Raw genomic sequence first — 19,667 nt, 5'->3', positions numbered from 1 at the left:
TTCTTTTATCAACCCACGACAAGTATGCCACGCCCCTATAGCGCTCTAGTGTGCTAAAGGCATTTCTCATAGTTTCTGAGCGACTGTTTTGTTTATTAGAATTAAAATGCGATGTTATCGCTCTGTTTAGATTCTTGAAATAATATATCCTTGTTCAGAGAGATATTTTAAAGAATAATAAGTATAGTAAACCAGTTTCTACATTTAAAAGGTTATCATATGAAGTTTTACAAATATTCAACAGGAGATTTTGTTATGAGACACAAAATTATTGACAAGTCTCTGAAGAATTTGACCGAGCTTAACCTTGTTGTAACCATTCTCCATAGTCAGTCCCCTATGAAAAAGCCAAAGCTTTCTCTTACATATAATATAATAGTTCACCTTCGTACCGTTTAGCCTAAATATTTTCAATCCTTCATAATCAAAACTCATTGCATCAATATCATTCATATAAAAATATCCTCATCGACATAGGAGTTTTGCAAAGTCTCTTTATTTATTATTATGCCTAAGTCAGAGTCATATTCAAATTCCTTACCCAATATTTTTATGCCTAATCTAGAATAATATTCGAATTTAGATTTATTCTGTGAAAGCCACCAATATAGTGGTATAGGAACCTTGTAATCGTTAATTTGTTTTAGGATACCTACTCTTTCTATCTTTCTTTTTTGTTCATCATTTATTTTCTTTGTATTATAATAATCTTTTTCCAATCCCTGTACAATTTCTTTAAACATATATGGAACAACCTCAACGGTAAATATATCTCTAAACATCTCTTGAGCTGTCTTGAATACATTTTCCCATTTAGAATTAAGGATTTCTTCAATCCTTTTCCATTTTTCAAGATATTTGCTATTTATTCTTTTCAAAAACTCTTCTGAGTATAAAGTTTCCACTATTTTCCTTTTTGAATAGGAGTTTAGATAATCTTCCTTGTCTAAATTTTCTTTTATAAGCTCTATGCTTTTATCTCTTAACACTTTTTCATATATACGAGACGTTTTCTTCTCATCAACTTCTGTATAAATATAAACGTTGTAGTCTCCCAAGTAATCATGTTTTTTGTGCCTGTGTACTCTTCCCATTCTTTGAATAAGGCTATCTGCCGGTGCAATCTCGGTAAAGAGCACATCAAAATCTATATCAAGGGACGCCTCTACCAACTGCGTAGTAACCCATATTACACCTTCATTATGTTTATAGTCTTTTTGAATTTGTTGCTCTCTTTCAATTCTGTCTTTCCATATAAATCTGCTGTGCAATAGCTTTACATTCTCATAAGAATCTCTTAACTTCTTATAAATATTTTGCGCTTCACTTACCGTATTAAGTATAACTAAAACGTGTTTATTCTCTTTAGCCTTTTTAACAATACTCTCAATATCCGAAAGTATGCTTTTCTCTACAAAACATACTTTATGCCTTTTTGTTTTATCTATGGTATCGGGATCGTCTACTACCACATTAAAGCCTAATTCTTCAAATTTTTCTTTGACTATTCCAGGAAGCGTTGCGGTCATTATAAGATATCTGGTGCCTAACTTGGTTGTTTCTTTTATTTGTTTTATAATTGGAACAATTTGTGCAGGATCAAAACCTTGAATTTCGTCTATTACTACATCAGAATAGCTTAAAGTAGCATAGATTTTCTCATAGGTAGGGTATTTAAAAACCGCTTCAAAAAGTTGATCCGCTGTATTGACTGTAATAGGCTTTGAAAGATTCTTTGTATTGTCATGATCTCTAAGTATTGTATAATCCACATCTTCTTTACTTTTCTCATAAATATAAAACATACTTGTAGAGTGTAAAAGTCCTACCTTATCTTCTCCAGCTATTTGCTTAAAAGTTTCATACATTGCATTTGTGGAAGTTCTATTTGGCAGCACATAAAACATTTTTCTCCTTGACCAGAGAAAAGCTAGACCAGTTTTCCCAAGCCCAGTATCTGCTACTAAAACTGTATTTTCACAGTCTTTAAAACGTTGTTGAAATCTTTTTAGTGAAACATTGTTATCTTTTTTAAGTTTTTTAAGATAGTTTAAGAATATCTCTTCTCTATCACCCTCTAAACAAGGTTCCTCTATTTCCATACCATCACCAGATGCAGCATGATCTATTCTTATAAGAAGCCCGCTTACTTTTATCAGAGTTTTTATAAATTCATTACCTTCATAAAGCATTTTGTTTAAGATTTCTATAGGTTTTATGTTTGTCGCTATTTCGTGAAGACAATCTTTATATCGCTCTTTTGTGTCTTTAGATAATCCTTTAAAACCTATATGTTGAAAAAACATTGAAAAACAACTCTCCATTTCCGTAAATAAACGATTTACACCATTCTCTATTTTTTCTAAATATTTATCTTGTCCCCGTTGGTGGTGATTAACAATAGAATATACTATTATAAGTAAGTCTTTGTCACTTAACTTATTTTCACGGGATATCAAAAATAAAGGGGACAAAAATTGATGCGGTACTATATCGTCGCGTCGAGTAGGTTGTTTCATTTTATCCTGAAATAGTTTATTCAACTTACCATAATCATGATATTCAATAGCTTTTTCTAACAACATTTTCTCTCTTTCATTTAATACATTTGGATATCTATCCAAAAATATCCTAAATTGATCAAGTAAGTCATTTATATGTTTTTCTAAAGTTGTTTCCCTATCGCTTTTAGCAAAATAATTTTTGAGATGTTCTTTCAAGGAATTTTCTAAATTATCCACTCGATCAAATATTCCCCATCGTAGGTCTTAGAATGTTGTTTCTTATCGTAAAATTGAGATGGAATTAAATTTTTTACACCCATATAAATTAAACTTATTTGTTTATAAGCAATTATTTCCTTGTTTTCATTTACAATGGTGTCTAAAGCCATCCTGAAGATACTACCTTCTTTTATATCTTCATTCTCATTCCATGCTTTATAAATTTTTGTAGTTTTTTGTGCTATTTTCTTTGATTTATCAAGCGGTTTTTCTTCAACTCTAAAGGCGTTAAAATCTATTATTAAATCTTCTCTTCTTCCAAGGCTTAAAATCCTTGAAGTGTTTTTAAGAGCGTTTATTATCTTGTTTTCAAACTCTTCAGAAGACTTGATATGCACTACCCAACTGCATTGGTGAAGTTTTTGTATTGGTATTATATTTGTTTTTGTTTCAGTTTTAGTTCGCAAAACAAGCCTTTCCTTTTCAAAAGAGACACCTTTGTAAGTTCCTTGAATAGAAAGTTTTGTATTTTCAAAATTTATACTTTCATAGTTTGTAATAGCTCTTAGAAAACCATAAACTGTTGAAGGAGGAGGCAAAGGATAGCTTAAAAAAGGATTACCTACAGTAGGGATCCTAAAGTGTGCACTCTCTTGACGTATTTCTAACCTAAGCATCTTTAGTCTAACCAAAAATATCTTTTACAATCTCGTTTACCACAATCCTATAGTTTTTATAATCCGCTATCTTTAGAGTTTTTTGTTCTTGTCTCGCAAGATTTTCAAGCTCTTCTTTTAGTTCGTTAAAATCCAAATACCCGCCTTCTAAAATTTTTTTGTTTATGTAGTCTTTTATCAAAAACATATACTTAGGTGACGCATATTCAAGTGAAAACACTGAAAAACATGGGCTTAAATTTCTCTCAGAGCCTTCCATCCTTCTACTAAGCTCTCCCATACCCTCCAAAAGATCTTTTAACCTTCTTTTCCTTTCTTCTTTTGTCAAAACTATCTTAGTAACCTTTTTACCTTTATCATACTCTATGCTTTCTACTATATTTACCCACTCTTTTATACGAGTATCAATATTATCAATCTTCAAAGTTTTGTCCACTTTCTTAAAAGCTTCGTACACTTTCTTTATCTTATCTTCAACGCTATCTGAATCGTTTATTTCAGTATCCAAATTTTTTATTTCTTGAACTCCTATTCTATCCACTTCTATACCAAATGGCATTATGTAAATACCGTAGAAAATTTCTTTGTTTATAATATTAGTTTCATTCTCTCCATATAGATTTGCTATAGCTGCGTTAGTCATAAACTCCATGTCTCCAAAATAGTTGTTTACAGAGATGCCATTATCTATAAGCAAAACAGACTCTCTTTCGTACTTTGGTTTTGCAATCATGGTTCCTGCAAAATCAAACTCCTCGCTGTCTATCACAGTACCCGTTCTCTGAACAACACCACCTTCCCTAGACACCATTGGTTCTTTCCAATGCTTATTTTGTTGCAGAGATCTCCAAAGAGCCCTCTTGTAAGATACAGGTGAGAAGAAAACCTTTATACCCTCGGGAGTCGTTATCTTTTTAACAGTGGCAATATTGCCTATGCCATCTCCCCTGTTCACTACACCAGTTTCAATCACAAAAACACCTGTTAGCTTCATTTTTTAACCTCCTATCAAATTACAAACTGCTCTATCTTCAAAGTGTAGTTTCAGCAACCACTCTTTCATTAGAGTTATTAGAGTTATTCACTCTTTCGTCTTTTTCTTTTCTCACAAGCAAACTCAAGGCTATAGTTGTGGCTATCTCTTTATAGTTAGTTTTGTCTAATACCTTAAGCAAGCTGTTGTCAATATCTACATCGTAACTTATTATCACCCTAGATAAAGTCTCCATAAACTGTTGAAAGTTGCCTTTTGATGCATCTAAAAATGAGTTTGACAGTTGTATTATTCTGTTGCCAAACGTGTTCCAGTCTATACTCTCCTGCTTAGTCTCGTCGTTTACTTTTGTTACTTTTTTCTTTACTTTTCCTCTTAGCAACTGCCCAAACTCCTTAGAAACTTCATAATAGTTCATACCGATACCCTCCAACTTAAAGTGCATTTCCAAAATCTTAAGCAACACATTTATATAAAACCCCTTAATTGGTGGATTTTCATCCTCCTTTTGTCTATATATCTCAGCCATTATTCCAAGTCTTGAATACCGTTGTACTAAATATATAAGCTTTTGATTTTGACTTATATATTTTATGATTTCTTTTGATAAATCTATCTTATATTCTGTGTCACCTTGTTTTATTGACCCATATAAGGCATCTCTGTGATTTTCATACAAATTTTTCAGCTGTCGTTCTATAGCAATAATATTCTCTATAGTTTTGTCCATTAGAATATAGAACTCAATGCTAGGGTTCTTACTATCAAGGTTAAATTCTATCACCTGAATTTCTTCAGGTATTAAATCTTTCTTTAATTTCATTTTCTCATATTCTATTATGTTTTCAACTACATCCCCAAAAGCAATGTTGTTTTTCTCAAGTCTCTTTTTTAAGAAAATATCGTTAAGTTGCTCTAAGTCTTTTAAGTTTGGTTTATAAATTACTATGGCGTTTTTACTATTCAAAAATGTAAATGACTCAAAAATAGCAAAGCTGCAAACAATACAATAAGGACACGCATATATACTTGGGTTATCTTCCCAGAAAGCATTAAAATGGGAAGGAGCAAAGAAAAACCTATCCCTAGCTATACTAAATGCCCCTTTTTGCCCACAAAAAGAGCAAATGCGCTCTTTGTCTGCATCTTCGCTTAGTTTTAGCTTTTGACGGGCTTTTTCTAGAACTTTCTCACCTTTGGCTCTCATATCAGCTTGAAAGTTTAAAATTATATTGTTTAAAAGACGTACCGACTTACTATACAATATATCCTTGATGTCTTCTTTTCTATAAGCAACTTTTTCACCAAGCACTTCTTGGAAAATATTAAAAATAAAATCAGAAAGATTATCTTCTTCTTCTAAGATCTTCTTCAGAGATTTTTGCTCCTTTATAAGTTTATCAAACTTCTCTTTGTATTTTCTTAGTTTATCGTCAATATATTCGTTTGATTCTTCAAATTTTTCTTTAATCTTTTTATTTTTATTTTTAGAAAATTCGTCAATTATTTTGTCCAGGAAATACTTTGGTTCATTAAGATATACAAGTCTTAATATTACTAGTTCCAGTATCTGTTCAGGATCCTTATCTAATTCTATATAAAAATTGCCATCGGTAGCATAGCGCTCTTCAAAAAAATCTAATATCTTTTTCAAACCATATATTCCCAAATCGTATTGAAAACTACCTATCAACGAGTACCTCATTTCAAGATCTCCAACATTCCAAAGCCTTGGCCTGTTCTATTGCCTATACCTATTTTATATAGCATATTCAAGTCCTCAGCATCTCCTGAAAGCTTAAAAATTCCAGTATTTCCAGTTATATACATTATAGGTTTTCCTGTTTTTTCCCTAAAATCTTTCAGGGTATGCTTTATAACCTGTTTCGACATTTTTATAGGTTCAAACTCCAAATGCCTTTTAAGACCAAAACCTCTGATAATTTGACTTCTTAATATTCTATCCATTATTTCATTTAACTCTTTTTCAAAATTATCATCTAAAAATATTATAGGTTTATCATCCTTGTCTTCTAAAACTATTGGAGACATTGTTTTAAACACAGCAAAGTTATTATTTATCACTTTTTCATTTAATACGCTAATAGATTTTACTTCAAGATTAATAGATTTCCCATCAACGAGCATGCAATCACCATAGCTAAAATCAAAACTCCCTATCTTTTTTAATCCGGTAAAAAGAGATATCATAAACCTATAATCTGATGAAGATATAAAAAGGCTTACAAACCCATCCTTTATTAAAGCTACTTTATCCTCTATTTCAAAATTTCTATTTATAATAACCTTTTTATTTACAAATTCTTTTGTTCTAGGAAACATCAAGCTAAAGGTAAAGGGTTTTGTTATCTTACCATCGTACAAAAATTCCTTATAATCCTTATCGGACCTCATAAGTGCCTCTTTAATTAAAGATATAATCCTATGCCTATATAAAAGTGGCATTTCATCTGTTTTAAGCACTATTCTTACCCTCATTTTATAGATCCCCCATTTTACTAATAGTAACGTGAATAATTTATTTGACTATAATAAAAACCATAAAAGCTAATCAAACAGTATGTATAAGTTCAGATAGACTATGAATGCAGAGTGGTTTACCACTTTTCAGATACCTATCTTTTTAACAAATACTTATCATATGACGAGCATGCCACGTTTTATAAGCAAGGTTTATGTGTTCACGATATATTGAACTTATAAAAAGCATTGTCAAGTTAATTGTGTTGTAGTATTTTAAATATAAACGCAAGTTTGGGAGGTATATATAATTTATATCCCACACGGTTCAGATGAAACCTGATCTATAAATTGCCATACATCAGATCCAAAATCCTTTATATCCCACACGGTTCAGATGAAACATGGAGATATCGCAGGAATACAAAAATCACAAAGCGACTTTATATCCCACACGGTTCAGATGAAACAAAGTTTAAAGCATCAGTAACTACACCAAAAATTGAACTTTATATCCCACACGGTTCAGATGAAACGTCAGAGAAAATTTCAAACTCTGAAGAATTACTATACTTTATATCCCACACGGTTCAGATGAAACAATTTAATTTTGAAGTAACATTGGATCCAAGAAAGCACTTTATATCCCACACGGTTCAGATGAAACCCATACTCACCACATTTGAAAAGAATCCAGGTCAATACTTTATATCCCACACGGTTCAGATGAAACCCGAAAGCAAATCCTTAGCAACCCAAACTCTGTATTCATTTATATCCCACACGGTTCAGATGAAACTGGCTTCAATCAGCTTCAAACAACAAGAGGAAGAGACTATTTATATCCCACACGGTTCAGATGAAACGTATCAGGTATAATATATTCATACGCTTCATACTTATATTTATATCCCACACGGTTCAGATGAAACCAGGGTTCGCTGGAAGCCCTATGATTCTGCTTTTGTTATTTATATCCCACACGGTTCAGATGAAACCAGAAATCACTACTCCTAAAATTATATAGTGTATCAATGGTTTCGTCAAGGGGGTACCCCTCGCAAATGAAGGTAATTTTCCGAAAATGCCAGATTCTGCAAAGTTTAGTGTACCGTTATCAAGTTTAAATCATTGTCTAACAAGCCTTTGACAAATTTGCCGTAATTACGGTTTTACGGTTTTATGTAATTACGGTTTTACGGCAAAATTAATTGCTTGTCAGACAATAAGTTGGAAGGATAATAAAACTTATTTTTGTATAAACAATTCACTAAAACCCCTAATTAAAAAAGTTAAAAATGCCGTGGGGTTATCAAAAGTATGTAAAAACTCTCTACACTTATTCAGCTATTGAAGTACGGCCAGCTCTTAAGAAAAACTTAAGAAGCTCAATAAGCCCTAATGGCTATGTAAATATTATAGCATATTTTAATCCGAATTGTATAAGTTGTACAAGTTCACTACATCGTGAACACATACATACAAAAAAATTATAACACATTATCTAGGACCACCTCGGAATTCTTTCCACTATTACCACGAACCGTGGCATATCTGTAAGCTACTTCAGCAGGTGTTCTATAACCTAACGAACAATGAGGTCTTACAAAGTTATATTTTTCTATGTACTTCTTCAAGAGGCTAGTGTGCCAAAGGCATTTCTTACATCGTTTTGCTTGTAGCATTTCTTACACTACCAGTACCTGTTCCCTTGTCAACCCACGACAAGTATGCCACGCAATAGTAAAATGCGGTCCAACCGCTCTGCTGAGATTCTTGAAATAAATATCCTTGTCCAGAGAGATATTTTAAAGAACAATAAGTGGAGTAAGCCAGTTCCTGCATTAAAAGGGTCCTCATATGAAGTTTTGCAAATGTTCAGTAGGATATTTTTTTATGAGACACAAAAAGTTATTGACAAGTCTTGTTGTTATTCAGCGTATTTGTAATATAACACTTTATTTAGTTTTTACAATGATATAAGTTAGATTAAGTGAAAAATAATCAAAAAATATTCATCAATTAGACTGACAAACTATACAAGTTGTAACAGCTATACCGCCTTTATACTACTTCGAAGAAAGTCAATTTATTATAGCTTTTCTTTCAGCTGGCGGCAAAGCCATGGCTGGTTTGCAATGATACAAAGCTTCTACAAGCTGAAGCTTCTTGCCAGCAAACTTTGTGTGAAGCTCTTTAGCAGATGGGGCTCTCTTTTGCCGTTGTGACACTGCATAGTGTGCATTTCAAATGTATTTTGTGGTGTCGCGGCAAAAGCCCCGAAACTCACCGTCATCAAAACCACTAAAGTCAATGCTAAGTTTCTCATATATAATATATTACATTTTCTTAGCTTTTTCTATAGCTTCATCTATGCTGTTTATCATATATAAAGAAACATACTTTATTATTTGCAATGATATAAATAAGATTTATTTGTTTACATGGTATGTTGATATAAATAGTGTTTTGTCAGTATTTTCTTGTATAACAATGATTTTAGAAATATTGTATAGTTTAATAATGCATACAATTAATATTAATCATATTAATCACAATAATCATAATAACTATACCAATCATATTATACATCAAATCACGTAAATTTTCTTATTTGCAATGATACAGATTGGTAAATTTTCAGCTTATTTATGATTTTTATCAGCAAAATGGCAGATTTTCTAAAATTTTTTGCCTTTCTATAAACTACTATTTTACTATCAAATCTTTAAAAAACTAAGTTTTATCAATAACTTACATAATGCAGTATTGTTTGAATTTATGAGTGCTTTTTACTTGACAAAACGCTATTTTTATGTGATAACTTGCAAACCTTGTTCATTTTTTTGTATGGGGTATATTTCAGCCATATTTCCAAAACAATTGTCATACCAGTCATACCAGTCATACTCATCATACAATATAAGTCATAAAATTATACCTATATTGACGATGTAATCATTTTCTGCTATATTATCTTTATGTGTGGAGGACAAAACATGCTGAAAAGATTAAGAAACCAAATTGATGGTGGAAACCAACAACACAGTGCTACCATCAATGAGAGTCAAGCCTTTCTTATTCATTCATTGATGGACAGAGTGCTCAAGCAAGGGGATACCATAGCAGAGATGGAAACCACGCTTGTTGATATCAAAAACAGTTTGGATGCATTCAAGTCTGTAATCCAGAAAGTAGAGACCAATACATCGTTGAGTATTCCAAACCTGTTAAAGCCAATCCAGAACCAAACAGATCAGATACCAGCCTTGAAGAAGGACATGCTTGAACTACAAAACAAGGTTGAAATACTCCAAACAAGTTTGGAACAATTCAAGATAGAGCAGTATGAGAGGATGACCAACGGTAGAGGAAAATCTACTTGTAAATCGTGGCAGACTTGTTTGTTCTTTAGCTCTAAAATACACTGATGCCCCTCTAGTGTGCTTTAGCATTTCTTACATTGTATGTGCCTGTTCTTTCATCTTGCCTCGAAGTAAAATGCGATTCTATCGCTCTAGTGTGCTGGAAGCATTTTTACATCGTGAGTAAAGTATCTTTTAAGAAGACAGACATTTGAAACATGGTAAACCACTCTGTGTTCATAGTCTATCTGAACTTATACAAATGGTTGTTTTTGCTTTATAATAATAATATGGTTAGAACAAGGTTTGCTCCAAGCCCCACAGGATACATGCATCTTGGTAACGCAAGAACTGGAATATTTAGCTATCTTTTTGCAAGACACCAAAATGGAACATTTGTGTTGAGAATTGAAGATACAGATAGGGAAAGATCTACTAAAGAGTTTGAGAATTCTATAATAGAGGATTTGAAATGGCTAGGCATAGAATGGGATGAATTTTATAGGCAATCAGAAAGATTTGATATATATAAAGAATACGCTAAAAAGCTTATAGATTCAGGCCATGCGTATTATTGCTTTTGCAAAGAAGAAGATATAGAAAAACAAAGAGAAGAAGCTTACGCTCAGGGAAAAGCATATAGGTATCCTGGTACTTGTAGACATCTCTCTAAAGAAGATGTTGAGAATAGACTAAAAAGCGGTGAATCTTACGTTATAAGGTTTAAAGTGCCAGATGGACAAATAGTTAGTTTTGAAGATATGATAAGGGGCAATATAAGTATAAACGTTGATGATTTTGGGGATTTTGTAATAGTAAGAAGCGACGGTAGTCCAGTTTATAATTTTGTAGTGGTTATAGACGATGCCCTTATGAAGATAACACACGTTATAAGAGGAGAAGACCATATATCAAATACTCCAAAGCAGATACTAATATATGAGGCCCTTGGATTTAAACCTCCAGAATTTGCTCATTTACCAGTGATTCTTGGTGAGGATAGAACAAAGCTTTCAAAAAGACACGGCGGGGTTTCGGTTAGATTTTACAAAGAAAATGGATACTGCCCTGAGGCTCTTTTTAACTATCTATGTCTTTTAGGATGGTCTAGTGAAAAAGTAGGTAAAGAAGTTATATCAAAAGAAGAAGCCATAAAATATTTTGATATAAAAGATATAAATTTATCTCCGGCTGTATTTAGCCATGATAAGCTCTATTGGTTAAATGGTGTTTATATAAGAGAAATCTTGCCAGAGGAGAGGTTGTTAGAGGATTTGCTTCCTTTCTTAGAAAAAGCTTATGGGAAAGTTGATATAGAGTATCTTAAAAAGATAGTAAAAGCCACTAGAAAAGAATACAACACATATTTAGAGGCTGTGGAAAAGCTAAGACCGTTTTTTGAAGAAAGAGAACCAGATGAAGCTGCAAAAGAAGAGCTTTCAAAAATAGATAGAAAAGTTTTTGAGCTTTTAAAACAAGAAATAGAATCTTTAGAGGAACTTAAACCAGAAAATCTTAAAGGAGTTGTGAAAAATATTCAGAAATCAACTGGCTTAAAACCAAAAGATATATGGCATGCTTTAAGAATAGCTCTAACAGGCTCTTTAGAGGGTATAGCTATAGATGTAATAGCTTCTATTTTACCTAAGGAGGAAGTGTTGAAAAGGTTGTCAAGATACATATGAAAATAGTTTATTTTTCAATATTAAAAGAAAGGATTGGTGCTTTTGAAGAGTTTGAATTCGATGGTACTGAAGAAGAGCTTAAGGCATATTTATGTAACAAATATCCGCACTTATGCGACATTATAAAATCTTCTAGGTTTGCCAAAGAAAACGAATATGTGAAAGAGTTTAAAAACTCCGACACCGTATTCGCCATCCCTCCGGTAAGCGGTGGCTAAAGTCCTCGTCCTTAGATTTTCTTCCCTTGGAGACGTAATACTTACAAGTTCTATTCTTAAGCCCCTTCACGATGCTGGTTTTGGTGTATACCTTATGACTTATAAAGGGTTTGCTTCTATATTTGAAGACTCTTCTTTTGTAAACGTTTTATCTGTTGATAAATCAAATATGTTTGATGTGGCTAAAAGCCTAACACCGGATATAGTAATAGACCTTCATAAAAATATCAAGACTTTTATATTGAAAAATATCTTAAAGGCAAAATGGTTTTCTTACGATAAAAAATCTATTCAAAGAAGATTTTGTGTTTGGTTTAAGGCTTTTAAAAACAATATATTTTATATAACAGATGAATATGCTAACGCTGTAAAACCTATTGTTGATATAAAAAATCCAAAACCTTATTTGGAAGTAAAAGATGAGAGGCTTGAAAGGTTTGTTTCTTCAAAGCCTGTTATAAGTCTAGGAGTAGGGGCAAGATACCATAAGAAAAAATATAAGTATTTCAAAGAATTATCAGAGTTGTTTTTAAATAGTGGTTTTGAAGTTAGGCTTTTAGGAGATAAAAACGATGATACCGATGCCAAAGGTGTTAGTTATATAGGAAAACTTTCTCTTATAGATACGTTAGCTTGTATAAAAAGCTCAAAACTTGTAATAGCAAACGACTCTTCTATAACTCACATGGCAAGGGCTGTTGGAGTTAAGGTGATTACGATATTTGGTGGGACACATCCGTGTTTTGGCTTTGCTCCAAAACCAGATGAGGGTATTACAATATCAAAAGATATGCCCTGTAAGCCTTGTGATTTACATGGAAAAGGAGTTTGTAAGTATGGAGATTATCCTTGTTTTGAAATAGAGCCTAAGCTTATATTTGACAAAGCGATGATGCTATTAGGCTAATATTTTTCATAGTAAAAGCATATATAGAGAATTACTTTTATAGTGTTATGAGATACTTTGATTTAGAAGAGGCTAATAAAGTTTTAGAATCTATAAAACCCCTTATATATGATTTTATAGAAAAAAGGGATGAGATAGTAGATGTCATAGAGCGTATATCTACCATAGAAGATGAGCTAGAAAAGCTATATATGGAAAGCGTCTTAGAAGAGAAAAAGCAAGAGGTAAACGAACTCATATATGAAATATCTTCTAGCGGTGCCGTTGTTAAGGGTTTAAACCCATTGCTTCTTGACTTTCTATCTAAAAAGGGAAATCAGGATATATGGCTCTGTTGGTTAGAAGGAGAAGAGGAGATAAGCCACTGGCACGGTATTGAAGAAGGATTTATGGGCCGCAAACCGGTGGAACTTTTAGAAGAGGATAAGAAGAATAGAGATATATAATTTTTCTAAAATTACGCAAAGCTTTTATGTCTTATGCTATACTAGCTTTATATATTAGTAAGATATGATTAACTTTTTAGGATAGGAGGTTGCTATGGCGCTTTTAGAACTTTTAGGGGAGTATCCCTACACTACTAAATATACCAAAGTAAGGTTTGCCTTCAACGTTATATCTGCCATTACTCTTGTTATATTTCCGGTTTTTCATCTTATAAAGATGGACTTTGCCAACGGAAACTATTATCTTTGGGGACATTATACCACAAATTGGACAAAACCAGCCATATGGGCTTTTTCGTTGTGGATTGCTCTTTATACTGTTACATTTGTAATAAACTATTTTTATGGAAGATTTTTTTGTAGTTTTATATGTACCGAAGGGTGGCTTATAAGAGGTGTAAAAGTTTTATACGATAGACTTTATAGACATGGCAAAAAATTGCAGTTTAATATCATAGTTTTCGTTTTAAATGCTATACTAACCCTAATATTGTTAAATTGGATAGTGGATTTGTCTGTTTTGTTTAAGCCATACCATCCTGCGTTTTGGTGGGTATCGTTTCTTACATATGGCCTTATTGCTCTTAATTATCTTGCTATAGGATGGTTAAGACAGAAGTGGTGTAGATATTTTTGTCCTATAGGTCTTTATTTGGAAGTTTTCAATCAAAAGATGAGATGGCGCATTACCTATGATAAAAACACATGTACAGAATGTTTGGAATGCGTAAGAGCTTGTCCTATAGCTTTGGATCCAAGAAAGTTAAAAGACGAGCTTGATACCACAAGCGGATTAAAAGCTTGCTATATGTGTGGAAAGTGTGTAGACGCTTGTATGACAGATTTTAGAAAACATGGAGAAGAAAAGCAAGCTCTACATATATCCAGAGTAGATGATGAAGGAAATGTAAAAGACTTATTTTAAATAAAAGACTTATTTTAAATTTTAAGGAGAGGAAAAAATGGACAAAAAAATTATATATTTAGGAATGGTGGTTGGCATATTAGCCCTGTCTAGTTGCGAAAGAGTTTATCAAAAGAAAGATTTTCAAGATTATTCAAACTTTATAGAATACTCTGAGAGCGTAATTCCTTTCTATCTTGATATGATACAAAAACCTATGTATTTTAACTTTCATCTTACAAGCCCTCAAAAACGTAAAGAATACGAAGACTTAGCTGCTTCTTATTGCAAGGCAAAAGGTGGTGATTTTATAAAGAACGGTCCATGGCTATATTGCAACTCTTCAAAAGACGAATACATGATACATGAGACAAATTACGGATTTGAGGTTTATGCAAAACCCACAAAGCAGATTGAAGAGATTATAAGTAAAGGCATAAACTTAATGAAGTCAGAAAGATATCAAAAAGCAAACGAAGTGTTAAAAAAAGCTTATGAGTTTGCAAAAGCGGTAAACAACAAACACCTCATTGGAGAAGCAGCTTATTATATAGCTTACAACGATTTTTTGGCTTCTAAATACTTTGATATAGATAAAGTATTTAAATATATAAGGATAGCCAAAGAAAACGGAATAAACGTATCTAGTTTTATAAGTGATATCAGAATATATACTCAGAAGATTCTTAATAGCGTGTTAAACAAGGCCAAGTCTGGTCAAAAACAACTCGCTTTAAGAGATTTGTCTAGAGCTTTTAAAATAGCAAAACTTCTAAACGACAACAACCTTTTATATACGACATATTATTATTCTGGTAATTTCTACCTTGAAACTGGAGATTACGACAAGGCTATAGAATATTTACAACAAGCCATAGCTCTTGGTCAGGATAAGCCAAATACGCTTGGGCTTTTATACAACCTTTTAGGGCAAGCCTATGAAGAAAAAGGTGATTTGCCAGATGCTGAAAAGTATTACGTAGAATCTTCTCAGATAGCTCTTAAAAACGGCGATACGGAAGGAGCTGCTATACCACTAAGACATCTTGGTGATATATATTATCAAAAAGGTAATTACCAGAAAGCTTATCAGTATCACTTGCAAGCCCTTATGATAAGGGGTTATAAGACTAGAAAAGGCGGCGCTAGGTACGGTCTTGATTTGGACCTATACAGCGTAGGTAACGACTTATATAAAATGAATCAATGCAAAGATGCAGTTGTATATCTTGATGAAGCCGTACCTTATTTAGAAAAGTTTGGCATATATGATACAATGGCAAAAGCCCTTTATGAAGATATATCTTGTTATAAAAAGCTTGGAAACAATGAAAAAGCGAAAGAGCTTTTCAACCAATACAAAAGTATCTTAGCCCAACAGAATATGCTGTCAAAATTTAAGAGTCTTGGATTTTAAGTTTTTATATTTTATATAATTAAGTGATATAATACATTAAGAGGGCTTTTATGATTTTCAGATTTATAGTGATAGGTGTTGTTGGTTTCGTTTTGCTTCTTATGTTTAGTATATTTATGTACAGTATTTTTTCTAGTAAAAAAGGGCAAAAGAGTAGAGAATAATGGGACACCACATGTATGTGCCGTTTGTCTTTAGGATATGGGACGTCATTTTCATGACTATTGTTATGATAATGATGATAATATCTTTTGGTCTTGTGCTTTATCTTTATGTTATGAAAGGAGATAAGAAAAATGGAAGAAGCAATAAGGGTAATGAATGAAGTGATGGCAAAAGCAGTTACGCCAGCAGATAGAGAATGGTTTGCTTTTTTAGCTTTTGGAGTGCTGGCTATCATGGTAGTGTCTTTTGTACTACCGATATGGAAAGGTGGCAACAAAAAAGGAGAAACTTAATATGGGTGGAATGTGGAAATACATGGATTTTTTAGCTATCACCGCCCTTGTGGTAGTGGCTACGATGTCTTACATTATAGCTTATGTAGTTGATATCACAGAACAAGAAAGAGGAGAATCACCGCTTAAAGAACAAGACGAAGACTAATACCTAATGCGCGCCGGCTTTAGGATTTTAATATTGGATAAGAACAAAATCAAAGTATCAGAAAACCTTGATATAGATAAAAACCTTGCAAGAGCCATAAAGTACATACATAAATCTCAATACATAGAGGCTTCCAAATGGTTACTTTTAGCCAATGATTCAAAAGAGAAATATTTACTTTTATCGCTTATAAACTATGCTCTAAAACAAGAAGATCAAGCTTTACATTATTTTGAAAACGCAAAAGATTTTCCCTATCTTTACGAAGAAAATTTTGATATATATATACAAAAACCAGGGGAGCCTGTAGAATACGCTGAAACTTTTATGAGGTCTCTTTTCTTACCTTCATAGCCTCTTCTTTTGCTATTTTATCACATAAATTGTTTGTGTCATGATCATCTCCTTTGTTCTTTTGATGCCCCCTTAACCACACTACTTCTATATTTTGATTTTTTAAAAGCTCATAAAGTTCTTTCCATAAATCTTCGTTTTTTACATCTTTAAAATCTTTTTTAATCCAATTCTTTAGCCATAGCTTTATGCCGTTTGCTACGTATTGGCTATCTGTGTATACGGTTATTTTTTGGTCTTTTTTACTTAAAGCTTTTAAAGCCTCTATTACAGCTTTTAGTTCCATTCGGTTGTTGGTGGTGTTTGCCTCAACACCCTTTATTATCTTTTCTTTTACTACTTTGCCGTTTTTTATAGCTTTTAATATAGCGCAATAACCACCTGGTCCTGGGTTTCCCAAACAGCTTCCGTCCGTGTATATCTTTATTTCCATTATTTTAAACCTAAAAGCTTATGCATTTGTGGTATTATTCTAGCGTTGAATTTTTCTGCTAGCTTTATTGCTTTATCAATAAACTTCACGCTTCCGTTTTCCCACAGAGGCTGTAGTACCAATAAACCTTTTTCTACAAAAGGTCTAATATACTCTCTTTCTAAAATACCTTCATTCAAATGCTCATCTACAACTATTTTTAACTCTATGTTTTTATCAAAAGCCAAAAACTTCGTATGTATGTTATAGTTTGATATGTATTTTGGTGATAACGTAATGTAAGTTTTTGCATAGGTTTTCAAAAGTGTTTCTATATCGTCTTTTAAGATTGTGGCGTTTGTTTCTATTTGTATTGTTTTATCTAGGCTTTTAAAATAAGAAAAAATATTTATAAAATCTTCGTTTAAAAGAGGTTCACCACCCGTTAGTACTATTAAAGATGGATTATGGATAGCTAGTATATCTTCTATTTCTTCTAAGGCTTCTATGTATGATTTTGCGGTTTTATCAAAATCTAAAGCGCTTTTTTCGTCACACCAAACGCATCTTAAATTGCATCCTTGAAACCTCACAAACAAAGCAGGGGTGCCTATCAAAAATCCTTCTCCTTGTATAGAATAAAAAACCTCGTTTATCATAAGAGACCACGCTGTTTTCTTTTTACTATATAAGCTATTATTTCAGCTACAGCTTTGTAGAACTCCGGTGGTATTTCTTCTTCTATATCTACCGCTTTGTAAAGTGCCCTTGCTAACTCTGGCTTTCTTACTACTGGAACATCGTTTAGCTCTGCTATTTCTATGATTTTTTTAGCCATATAATCTTGACCCTTTGCTACTACAACAGGCGCTCTATCTTGTTTTGGTATATATCTTAAAGCCACTGCAAAGTGTGTTGGGTTTGTGATTACTACGCTTGCTTTTGGGACTTCTTGCATCATTCTAGATCTTGATAATTCCATCATCCTCCTTCTTATCTTTGTTTTTACTTCTATATTTCCTTCAAACTGTTTAAACTCATCTTTTACTTCTTGCTTTGACATTTTTATACGCTTTTCGTAGTCAAATTTTTTGTAAGCGAAATCTATTCCTGCAAGTATTAGACCTATTATACCTATTGATATTAAAAGCTTAAAAATTAACCTTGCGATTTCGCTAAGCCCTTGAGATGGAGACATGTAAGAAGAAAATACAAGGGTATGAAAACTAAAATACAATATAAAAAACGATACTACTAAAAGAAGCATAACTTTTAAAGAGTTTTTGACCAGCTCAAAAAGTACGTTGAGGCTAAAGAGATTTTTAAGACCCTCTATGGGATTTAGTTTAGAAAAATTAGGTTCTAAAGGTTTAAAAGTAAATATAAAACCAAACTGTAAAACGTATCCAAATACAACTATCAAAATGGCCAATATGAAAAGAGGCGTAATGTTTGATAACAGCTTTTCAAAAGATAAACCTAAAAACTTTGTAGCATCAGAAGGCGTAAAGGAAGGGTCATCTACTTGTAAAGTACCATCTAAAATTAAATCCGAAAATAGTATAAAGATTTTATAACCTATAAAAAATAAAGCGCCGATAGAAACTAGCATCAAAAGGGCAGATACAACCTCTTGACTTTTTGCTACGTTACCTTCTGATCTTAGTTTTCCTCTTCGGTACGGTGTAGCTTTTTCTGTTTTATTTTCCGAGGCCATGATAACCCCTTGTAAACTCTAACATAAATTTAAAATAATGTTCAAATATTTGGTGCATAAGTATCCCCAATAGAGGGAAAATAAGCAACAAAAATATCATACCTATAAATGTTTGAATTGGCATGCCAACCATGAAAACGTTTATCTGAGGTATAAGCCTATTGATAGCTGCTAAAATTATATTCATCATAAGACCTATAGCTATTATAGGAAGCGCTAATTGAAAAGCGGTATAAAAGCTTTTATAAAAGATATTTAATATAAACTCGGGCCTCATGTTGTATATGTCAAAGTCTCCAAGCGGTATGCTTTTAAGGCTTTCTGATAAAATAAAATAAACATATTCAAAACCGGATGATGCTGCGAAAAGCCCCATAAAAAAATAACTAAAGTATGTGCCCAAAATTGTAGAATTTCCCATAAGCGGATTTAAGATAGTGGCGTTTGACAATCCAAGAGAACTAGATACGAATTCTCCAAAAACAAAGAAAATATCTACTAAGAATCTTAGTATCAAGGTTATAACAAAGCCTAAACTAAATTCTTTCAAAGCCATCAGTGTTAATATTATAAAGCTATCTGTATATACTGGTTTTACGGGATTGTAATAATAAAGCGATACACTAAAGGCTATCACAAAAAATATTTTAAAGCCGTTTGGCAAATCTTCGAAAATTGGTGCTAAAAATACTATAGAAGATATTCTAAGCGTTATGAGTAAGAACGTTATGAGATATGGTATAGATATACTTAGTGTCATA

At 32.5% G+C, this 19,667-nt stretch carries 21 protein-coding genes and 1 CRISPR repeat array; of the genes, 10 read left to right on the top strand and 11 right to left on the bottom strand.

What is annotated here, in order from left to right; translation table 11 throughout:
• Nucleotides 1–449: 449 nt before the first annotated feature.
• From HYD3684_RS03335 to HYD3684_RS08435, 7 genes are all read right to left on the bottom strand, one after another.
• Nucleotides 450–2,741: a CRISPR-associated helicase/endonuclease Cas3 gene (locus HYD3684_RS03335; RefSeq protein ID WP_015419282.1), complete on the bottom strand. Its 2,292-nt coding sequence runs from the start codon at nucleotides 2,739–2,741 to the stop codon at nucleotides 450–452.
• Entirely contained in the window at nucleotides 2,729–3,400 is a 672-nt protein-coding gene (gene cas5, locus HYD3684_RS03330; protein ID WP_015419281.1) for a CRISPR-associated protein Cas5, read from the bottom strand. Before cas5 ends, HYD3684_RS03335 begins: the two co-directional genes overlap by 13 nt.
• A gap of 7 nt (nucleotides 3,401–3,407) precedes the next feature.
• Nucleotides 3,408–4,394 carry a type I-B CRISPR-associated protein Cas7/Cst2/DevR gene (gene cas7i / locus HYD3684_RS03325; RefSeq protein WP_015419280.1) on the bottom strand — a complete coding sequence of 329 codons (987 nt, stop codon included), beginning with the start codon at nucleotides 4,392–4,394 and terminating at the stop codon, nucleotides 3,408–3,410.
• 37 nt (nucleotides 4,395–4,431) lie between these two features.
• Entirely contained in the window at nucleotides 4,432–6,099 is a 1,668-nt protein-coding gene (locus HYD3684_RS03320) for a hypothetical protein (protein ID WP_015419279.1), read from the bottom strand.
• Entirely contained in the window at nucleotides 6,096–6,893 is a 798-nt protein-coding gene (gene cas6, locus HYD3684_RS03315; RefSeq protein WP_015419278.1) for a CRISPR-associated endoribonuclease Cas6, read from the bottom strand. The genes HYD3684_RS03320 and cas6 overlap by 4 nt, the downstream gene beginning before the upstream one ends.
• Nucleotides 6,894–7,186: 293 nt before the next feature.
• A CRISPR array of direct repeats spans nucleotides 7,187–7,873; the repeat unit is 28 nt; unit sequence TTTATATCCCACACGGTTCAGATGAAAC.
• 492 nt (nucleotides 7,874–8,365) lie between these two features.
• A complete protein-coding gene (locus HYD3684_RS08265) occupies nucleotides 8,366–8,560 on the bottom strand; it encodes a transposase (RefSeq protein WP_237698631.1) in 195 nt (64 codons plus the stop codon).
• Between the two features lie 399 nt (nucleotides 8,561–8,959).
• The gene (locus tag HYD3684_RS08435) at nucleotides 8,960–9,106 is read right to left on the bottom strand and encodes a hypothetical protein (RefSeq protein ID WP_237698630.1); all 147 of its coding nucleotides are present in this window, start codon (nucleotides 9,104–9,106) and stop codon (nucleotides 8,960–8,962) included.
• 861 nt (nucleotides 9,107–9,967) lie between these two features.
• On the opposite strand from HYD3684_RS08435, the gene HYD3684_RS03305 reads away from it, so the two are divergent.
• From HYD3684_RS03305 to HYD3684_RS03270, 10 genes are all read left to right on the top strand, one after another.
• Nucleotides 9,968–10,306 (top strand): hypothetical protein, encoded by a 339-nt coding sequence (locus HYD3684_RS03305; protein WP_237698629.1) that lies wholly within the window; start codon nucleotides 9,968–9,970, stop codon nucleotides 10,304–10,306.
• A gap of 224 nt (nucleotides 10,307–10,530) precedes the next feature.
• Nucleotides 10,531–11,925: a glutamate--tRNA ligase gene (gene gltX, locus HYD3684_RS03300; RefSeq protein WP_015419276.1), complete on the top strand. Its 1,395-nt coding sequence runs from the start codon at nucleotides 10,531–10,533 to the stop codon at nucleotides 11,923–11,925.
• The gene (locus HYD3684_RS03295) at nucleotides 11,922–12,143 is read left to right on the top strand and encodes a MoaD/ThiS family protein (RefSeq protein ID WP_015419275.1); all 222 of its coding nucleotides are present in this window, start codon (nucleotides 11,922–11,924) and stop codon (nucleotides 12,141–12,143) included. Before gltX ends, HYD3684_RS03295 begins: the two co-directional genes overlap by 4 nt.
• Nucleotides 12,136–13,050 carry a glycosyltransferase family 9 protein gene (locus tag HYD3684_RS03290; RefSeq protein WP_015419274.1) on the top strand — a complete coding sequence of 305 codons (915 nt, stop codon included), beginning with the start codon at nucleotides 12,136–12,138 and terminating at the stop codon, nucleotides 13,048–13,050. Before HYD3684_RS03295 ends, HYD3684_RS03290 begins: the two co-directional genes overlap by 8 nt.
• Before the next feature lie 47 nt (nucleotides 13,051–13,097).
• Entirely contained in the window at nucleotides 13,098–13,496 is a 399-nt protein-coding gene (locus HYD3684_RS03285; protein WP_015419273.1) for a DUF2203 domain-containing protein, read from the top strand.
• Nucleotides 13,497–13,590: 94 nt separating this feature from the next.
• Nucleotides 13,591–14,421 carry a 4Fe-4S dicluster domain-containing protein gene (locus HYD3684_RS03280; RefSeq protein ID WP_015419272.1) on the top strand — a complete coding sequence of 277 codons (831 nt, stop codon included), beginning with the start codon at nucleotides 13,591–13,593 and terminating at the stop codon, nucleotides 14,419–14,421.
• A 37-nt stretch (nucleotides 14,422–14,458) separates the two neighbouring features.
• Nucleotides 14,459–15,817, top strand: a complete 1,359-nt coding sequence (locus HYD3684_RS03275) for a tetratricopeptide repeat protein (RefSeq protein ID WP_015419271.1) — start codon at nucleotides 14,459–14,461, stop codon at nucleotides 15,815–15,817.
• Between the two features lie 296 nt (nucleotides 15,818–16,113).
• Nucleotides 16,114–16,275 (top strand): hypothetical protein, encoded by a 162-nt coding sequence (locus HYD3684_RS08385; RefSeq protein WP_015419269.1) that lies wholly within the window; start codon nucleotides 16,114–16,116, stop codon nucleotides 16,273–16,275.
• A gap of 1 nt (nucleotide 16,276) precedes the next feature.
• The gene (locus HYD3684_RS08380; RefSeq protein WP_012513705.1) at nucleotides 16,277–16,423 is read left to right on the top strand and encodes a hypothetical protein; all 147 of its coding nucleotides are present in this window, start codon (nucleotides 16,277–16,279) and stop codon (nucleotides 16,421–16,423) included.
• Between the two features lie 33 nt (nucleotides 16,424–16,456).
• The gene (locus HYD3684_RS03270) at nucleotides 16,457–16,777 is read left to right on the top strand and encodes a hypothetical protein (RefSeq protein WP_237698628.1); all 321 of its coding nucleotides are present in this window, start codon (nucleotides 16,457–16,459) and stop codon (nucleotides 16,775–16,777) included.
• Here HYD3684_RS03270 and rnhA read toward each other — a convergent pair.
• The 4 genes from rnhA to HYD3684_RS03250 are packed head-to-tail and all read right to left on the bottom strand — an operon-like array spanning nucleotide 16,749 to nucleotide 19,666.
• Nucleotides 16,749–17,210: a ribonuclease HI gene (rnhA, locus tag HYD3684_RS03265; protein WP_015419267.1), complete on the bottom strand. Its 462-nt coding sequence runs from the start codon at nucleotides 17,208–17,210 to the stop codon at nucleotides 16,749–16,751. The genes HYD3684_RS03270 and rnhA overlap by 29 nt on opposite strands.
• Nucleotides 17,210–17,848: a 7-carboxy-7-deazaguanine synthase QueE gene (locus tag HYD3684_RS03260; RefSeq protein WP_015419266.1), complete on the bottom strand. Its 639-nt coding sequence runs from the start codon at nucleotides 17,846–17,848 to the stop codon at nucleotides 17,210–17,212. The genes rnhA and HYD3684_RS03260 overlap by 1 nt, the downstream gene beginning before the upstream one ends.
• Nucleotides 17,845–18,906: a flagellar biosynthesis protein FlhB gene (gene flhB, locus HYD3684_RS03255; RefSeq protein ID WP_015419265.1), complete on the bottom strand. Its 1,062-nt coding sequence runs from the start codon at nucleotides 18,904–18,906 to the stop codon at nucleotides 17,845–17,847. Before flhB ends, HYD3684_RS03260 begins: the two co-directional genes overlap by 4 nt.
• Nucleotides 18,890–19,666, bottom strand: a complete 777-nt coding sequence (locus tag HYD3684_RS03250) for a flagellar biosynthetic protein FliR (RefSeq protein WP_015419264.1) — start codon at nucleotides 19,664–19,666, stop codon at nucleotides 18,890–18,892. The genes flhB and HYD3684_RS03250 overlap by 17 nt, the downstream gene beginning before the upstream one ends.
• Nucleotide 19,667 lies beyond the last annotated feature (1 nt).

It is taken from the genome of Hydrogenobaculum sp. 3684 (assembly GCF_000213785.1).
GTDB lineage: Bacteria > Aquificota > Aquificia > Aquificales > Aquificaceae > Hydrogenobaculum.
This window is presented reverse-complemented; position numbering and strand designations above follow the sequence as displayed.

Bases quoted from the DNA above. Each gene is read 5' to 3' on its own strand.
- cas5 (WP_015419281.1), bottom strand. From the start codon at position 3,400: ATGCTTAGGTTAGAAATACGTCAAGAGAGTGCACACTTTAGGATCCCT.
- cas7i (WP_015419280.1), bottom strand. From the start codon at position 4,394: ATGAAGCTAACAGGTGTTTTTGTGATTGAAACTGGTGTAGTGAACAGG.
- HYD3684_RS03320 (WP_015419279.1), bottom strand. From the start codon at position 6,099: ATGAGGTACTCGTTGATAGGTAGTTTTCAATACGATTTGGGAATATAT.
- cas6 (WP_015419278.1), bottom strand. From the start codon at position 6,893: ATGAGGGTAAGAATAGTGCTTAAAACAGATGAAATGCCACTTTTATAT.
- HYD3684_RS08265 (WP_237698631.1), bottom strand. From the start codon at position 8,560: ATGCTACAAGCAAAACGATGTAAGAAATGCCTTTGGCACACTAGCCTC.
- HYD3684_RS03305 (WP_237698629.1), top strand. From the start codon at position 9,968: ATGGACAGAGTGCTCAAGCAAGGGGATACCATAGCAGAGATGGAAACC.
- gltX (WP_015419276.1), top strand. From the start codon at position 10,531: ATGGTTAGAACAAGGTTTGCTCCAAGCCCCACAGGATACATGCATCTT.
- HYD3684_RS03295 (WP_015419275.1), top strand. From the start codon at position 11,922: ATGAAAATAGTTTATTTTTCAATATTAAAAGAAAGGATTGGTGCTTTT.
- HYD3684_RS03285 (WP_015419273.1), top strand. From the start codon at position 13,098: ATGAGATACTTTGATTTAGAAGAGGCTAATAAAGTTTTAGAATCTATA.
- HYD3684_RS03280 (WP_015419272.1), top strand. From the start codon at position 13,591: ATGGCGCTTTTAGAACTTTTAGGGGAGTATCCCTACACTACTAAATAT.
- HYD3684_RS03275 (WP_015419271.1), top strand. From the start codon at position 14,459: ATGGACAAAAAAATTATATATTTAGGAATGGTGGTTGGCATATTAGCC.
- HYD3684_RS08385 (WP_015419269.1), top strand. From the start codon at position 16,114: ATGGAAGAAGCAATAAGGGTAATGAATGAAGTGATGGCAAAAGCAGTT.
- HYD3684_RS08380 (WP_012513705.1), top strand. From the start codon at position 16,277: ATGGGTGGAATGTGGAAATACATGGATTTTTTAGCTATCACCGCCCTT.
- rnhA (WP_015419267.1), bottom strand. From the start codon at position 17,210: ATGGAAATAAAGATATACACGGACGGAAGCTGTTTGGGAAACCCAGGA.
- HYD3684_RS03260 (WP_015419266.1), bottom strand. From the start codon at position 17,848: ATGATAAACGAGGTTTTTTATTCTATACAAGGAGAAGGATTTTTGATA.
- flhB (WP_015419265.1), bottom strand. From the start codon at position 18,906: ATGGCCTCGGAAAATAAAACAGAAAAAGCTACACCGTACCGAAGAGGA.
- HYD3684_RS03250 (WP_015419264.1), bottom strand. From the start codon at position 19,666: ATGACACTAAGTATATCTATACCATATCTCATAACGTTCTTACTCATA.